4 protein-coding genes and 1 pseudogene are annotated in these 4,659 nt (G+C 59.9%); 1 reads left to right on the plus strand and 4 read right to left on the minus strand.

The genetic code is table 11. The features are described 5' to 3' along the window. The 4 genes and pseudogenes from AC1D34_RS34235 to AC1D34_RS34250 all read right to left on the minus strand — a co-directional run. Nucleotides 1-153, minus strand: a pseudogene (locus AC1D34_RS34235) (IS5/IS1182 family transposase); the annotation flags it as partial. 78 nt (nt 154-231) lie between these two features. Next, nucleotides 232-798: a DinB/UmuC family translesion DNA polymerase gene (locus tag AC1D34_RS34240; RefSeq protein ID WP_476826645.1), complete on the minus strand. Its 567-nt coding sequence runs from the start codon at nt 796-798 to the stop codon at nt 232-234. Nucleotides 799-1,663: 865 nt separating this feature from the next. Beyond that, nucleotides 1,664-3,580 (minus strand): diguanylate cyclase, encoded by a 1,917-nt coding sequence (locus AC1D34_RS34245; RefSeq protein WP_476770669.1) that lies wholly within the window; start codon nt 3,578-3,580, stop codon nt 1,664-1,666. A 365-nt stretch (nt 3,581-3,945) separates the two neighbouring features. Next, the gene (locus AC1D34_RS34250; protein ID WP_476826644.1) at nt 3,946-4,185 is read right to left on the minus strand and encodes a hypothetical protein; all 240 of its coding nucleotides are present in this window, start codon (nt 4,183-4,185) and stop codon (nt 3,946-3,948) included. A gap of 171 nt (nt 4,186-4,356) precedes the next feature. Here AC1D34_RS34250 and AC1D34_RS34255 point away from each other — a divergent pair, with 171 nt between their 5' ends. Further along, nucleotides 4,357-4,545 carry an SDR family NAD(P)-dependent oxidoreductase gene (locus AC1D34_RS34255; RefSeq protein WP_441508546.1) on the plus strand — a complete coding sequence of 63 codons (189 nt, stop codon included), beginning with the start codon at nt 4,357-4,359 and terminating at the stop codon, nt 4,543-4,545. The last annotated feature ends 114 nt before the right edge of the window (nt 4,546-4,659 follow it).

Raw genomic sequence — 4,659 nt, forward strand, 5'->3', positions numbered from 1 at the left:
CTGCGCATAGAGCGCGCTAAAATCCCCCGTCAACTCCGCCAAGGCTGCATTGGCGATCTCCCGGATCGGCCGCAACGGATGGCCCATTCCGACCCGTGCCTCCAGATCCACATAGGAAAACAGCGATCCAGAGCGCTCATCCGACCCGCGCATCAAATGCCCCCAGCCAACTCCTCAAGCCGAGTGAATCACGCCAAACGCCGACCCGCTACAGACTTTTTCAACAGCCTGCTAGATCATGAGACTGAGCTGGTCCGGGTCCTCGTGCTGTTCGCCTTCAAAGGACGACAACGTGACGCCTATCAACCGGATGCCTTTTTGGGTCGGGAATAGTGGATCGAGGAGGCCGCACGCGATGCTCTCCACCTCCGATGCTGATCCCGGCGGCAGGCCGACTGTGCGGCTGCGCGTGATCTGCTGAAAACCGGCGTACTTCACCTTCAAGGTCACGGTTCGCCCGTGCAGCCCCTTCGCTACGCAATGGCGCCAGACCTTTGCGACCAACGGTGTGACCTCGGAGTGCGCCGCCTCGAGGTCGAAGATATCGACCGCGAAGGTATCCTCGGCGCCGACCGATTTCCGCTGCCGGTCGGGCTGGACCGGGCGCTCATCGATCCCGCGCGAGATCCTGTAATACCAGGCGCCGGACTTCCCGAAATGCTCCTGCAGGAAGGCGAGTGGCTTCGCCCTGAGGTCGGCGCCTGTCAAAATGTCGAGCCGCTCCATCTTGGCTGCGGTGGCCGGTCCGACCCCGTGCAATTTCTTGACCGCGAGCGCCTCGACGAATGGCGGTCCCATGCGTGGCGTGATGATGGCCTGGCCGTTGGGCTTGTTCAGATGGCAGTGCTGGGAGTTGCCGAACGATGCCTTCCGCCCGTCACCGAATTTTTCGGAGGCATCAAAAAGCCTGTTCAATTCAGTTGCTTAGGTGGCCTCGGGTGGTCTTGCCTACCCATGCCGAATATTGGCTGTGGGGGGTACGGCGAGATAGAGGATGCGGCCGCGCAGCCAACGCGGCTGAGTTCGGACAGGATCCGTGACCGCCCCTCGCTTCACGAAGTGGCGCTGGCGTTTGTCGGCTAGGCGTGGTCGGGCGGGCCGCTGCTCAGGTTCCGTTTGGCCCGCCACCTCTGGCTTCCCATGTCAGAATGGCGAGAGCCAAATTCTCGAGTTCGACCTCAGCCATCGGATGACGAGCAGCAGCATGGAGGTCGCAAGCTCGGGCACAGGCGCGAATATAGTCCGCCTCCGAACTCAACATTACGGAGCGGCGACTTGGGTAGGCTGGGGCCCGGTTTCGCCTGCGGTCTGGTCGTTCTTGACGCATGCCAGGCTCCCCTGCGTTGTGCCTCCGCGGGTCTGCGCGATGGAATGCGCAGTGAGAATCGCCAAAGAAAGCCGACGACGAAAACCTGTGATGGAGCCGCTCCGAGGAGCAATCCCACCATTTCGGATCCGCTAAAAGCGGAGAACATAATGCTGCTCGCTGTTCACATCTTGGAATAGCGGCAAACGTCTCGGATCGCGCCCCCTCCTTAGTATAGGTCGCAGTAGTCTCACCGAACGGTATCGGCCAAGACGGAGCGGCACGGCTGGCCATAGGCATGGGCTCGGCGGAGCGCGCTTAATCGCTGGCGTCCGACAACCGGTGCTTCAAAATGCGTTATGCAGTTTTGGCCCCGGGCCAGCGGATCACTTTTCCTGCCATCATCAGGCGATCGCGACCGCCATTCTTAGCCGCGTATAGTGCTCGATCGGCTGCTTCCACCAATGAAGCATGGTTGGTCGTGGTCGCGGCATTGGGCCAGATCGTAGCGCCGCCAATACTTGCCGTTGTGCGCCATGCGGCGACACTACCGTCTTCAATCTGGATTTCGTGGAGCGCCTCTAGAACCCTGGTCCCGACCTGCTCGCACCCGTCGGAATCCGTATTCGGGAGAAGAAGAGCGAACTCTTCTCCGCCATAACGGGCGGCAAGATCGGCCGACCTCAGAGCCTGGTTAGCCAGTACGCTAGCGATCGTCCGCAGGCAGCTATCTCCCGCTTGATGTCCGAACTGGTCGTTGAACATCTTGAAGTGGTCGATATCGATCATCAGCAGGGAAATAGGAGTGCCTTCCCTGCGCGCTCTCGCCCATTCCTGCTCTAGACGTTCGTCGAAGCAGCGACGGTTGCCAAGGCCTGTGAGCCCGTCGGAGGCGGCCAGAACGGCGAGCTTCGCCTCAAGGTCTTTGTGTTGCGTCATATCGCGGGAGAGAGCAACGAAACCATTGATAAGACCAGTGTCCGAATTCCTGGTTGGGCGCATTGTCGTCTCGACCCAGATCTCGGACTTCTCGCGATGGCGAATGCGATAGAGCATTCGCGCTTCGTCCATCTCACCTCGCTTCAGCGCTTCAATCGTTTGCTCGACTCGTGGTCGGTCCTCGTGATTGACGCCCGCCAAAGCCGAGGTTCCGACAAGTTGCGCGGGGGCCCAACCCAAAACGCGCGCTGAGGCTGGAGACGCATAAAGAATGCGTTCGTCGAAATCGATACGGGTCACCAGGTCGCTGGACTCTTCAGCCAGGAGCCGAAAGTCAGCCTCCTTTGCCGCGATTGCAGCGGCAAGACGCTGACGTGCGACGAGCTGCCGGACGAGATGGATACCGACAAGAGCAATGAACAGGGCGAGCCCAACGACGAAGGCTACACGTGTGATCACACCCTGGCGCCAGCGCGCAAGCACGTCGTGCTCCGCTTGTGTCGCGAGCAAGACGAACGGGAAGCGATCACTCACTTTGTAGAAGCTCAACCGCTGCAATCCGTCCAAGGGTGAGCGGAAGTAGTATGTTCCCGATGAAGCGCGAGGGATCTGTTCGCGAATAAGACGGGTCGTCGACAGATCCCTGCCTACAAAACTGCCGTCACCGACGCTTCGGGCAAGCAGAATTCCGTCCTTGTTGAGCAACGTGACGGTGCCGCGTGGCCCAATATCAAATCTCCTATAAAATTCTGCGAAATAGGCGACGTCGATTGTCGCAGCAACCACGCCGGCAAACCTGCCATCCCTGTGATTGAAGCGGCGCGATATCGTGATGATCCATTGACCGCCCGATCGGCTTTGCACAGGGGGGCCTAAGAAAGTTTGGCGGTCGTCGATATCGCGATGATGTTGAAAATAGGCGCGGTCACTATTGTTCAGCCCGGCGAGGTTTACGCTTTCCGTCGTCGCGACCCACTCGCCGATCTCGTCATAAACAAAGAGGCCGCGGATACGGCCTAGCGTGGTTCGACGATCGTTTAGGAAGCTCTGAAGGCCCGCTAGGGCCTCGGACTCAATGCCAGTTGATTCCAGGCGATTGGCAAGTCCAAGGAGCGTCGCGTCGGCGAGCTCCACCGAATCTTCGGCGTGCTGCGTAAGCGAGCGGGCGAGATTGGCCATGTCTATCTCGGCATTCTCCAGCACCGCTTCGCGCGCTGACCATTCTCGCCAGCCGCTAAGGATGAGAATCGCAAGACAGGCAATTGTCACGAACACGCCGGCCCAGAACGGGAGGCGAGAACGGTTCGCAATTTGCGTGTCGACGCCGGCCCTCATTGTGACGGGCCTCCTCTTAGTTGGCACCCGCTCGCTCGCGATGAAGCATCGGCGACGCGCTCGGCTGTAGTCTAAGTGTACATCATCGACATAATGAACCCCAGCTCACGCTTTCAACGATCGCCATCGCACTTGTTTCAACCCCAGCAGCCGCAGAACGATCAAGGCAAGGCCAACACGTGCAATGAGTTACCGCCGCTCAGGACCGGTCGCACTGACGCCTTCGAGCCCGAAGCGGCGAGGACACGGAACGTTCGCTCGGCCGCCAGCCAACGCGATTGGCGAGGGCTGAAAGCCCCGGGAACGCATTATGTCATTAAGACCATGAGGCGTGGCGGAGCCTCATCCAATCCATAATTCACGAATTATCTCTGCATCGGCGTGCCGACCTTGCCGATCAACTGATTGGGTGTCGCGAAGGCGTGCTCCGTCTGGCGCAGCGCATAGCCGGGCATCGGACTGAGGATCACGTCGGACCCACCGCGTGCTCCTGCAGTCGGATGCAGCAGCGCGACACGCTGCCCCTTCGTGACCGCGTCACCCAGCGCGACGAGATGTTCGACGAGGCCCGCTCGCGACGCCTCCGGCCCGGCCGTGAAATGCACGCCGGGGCTCCAACATAGCTGGAACCGCCACAAAGCGGCCGGCAGTGAAGCGCTTGATTGCCTAAGTTGATAGTAAGTGTAATAGCCCTGCGGCCTCTTATTGAGTAGGGCTCGCGTTTCGGCTCCGGGTTGTGGGCCTTTCCATCACTCCAATAGTCCCCCGGTCAAATCATGACGAGCCAGCAACGCGTTCTCATCACGGGTTCAGCAGCCGGAATAGGGCGCGCGATCGCCGATCGCTGCCGGCAAGACGGGTACGAGGTGGTCGGGATCGATCGGGATGAATCCGACATTCGTGCGGATTTGTCTGATCCACAGGCGACTGCCCTAGATGCCGTAATGGGCCGGCGCTTCGAATAGCCATTTTGGGTGGCTGTCCCTCAGAATGATGGTGTTGAAAACGAGGTCCGAGCGATCGGCCTCAAGCATCATGAGAGGAACAGCCGTGGAGCATTATGCTGGAATCGATGTCTC

The organism is Allobosea sp. P1_A7 (assembly GCF_056406775.1).

Coding starts and splice junctions, on each gene's coding strand:
- AC1D34_RS34240 (WP_476826645.1), bottom strand. CDS start 798: ATGGGACCGCCATTCGTCGAGGCGCTCGCGGTCAAGAAATTGCACGGG.
- AC1D34_RS34245 (WP_476770669.1), bottom strand. CDS start 3,580: ATGAGGGCCGGCGTCGACACGCAAATTGCGAACCGTTCTCGCCTCCCG.
- AC1D34_RS34255 (WP_441508546.1), top strand. CDS start 4,357: ATGACGAGCCAGCAACGCGTTCTCATCACGGGTTCAGCAGCCGGAATA.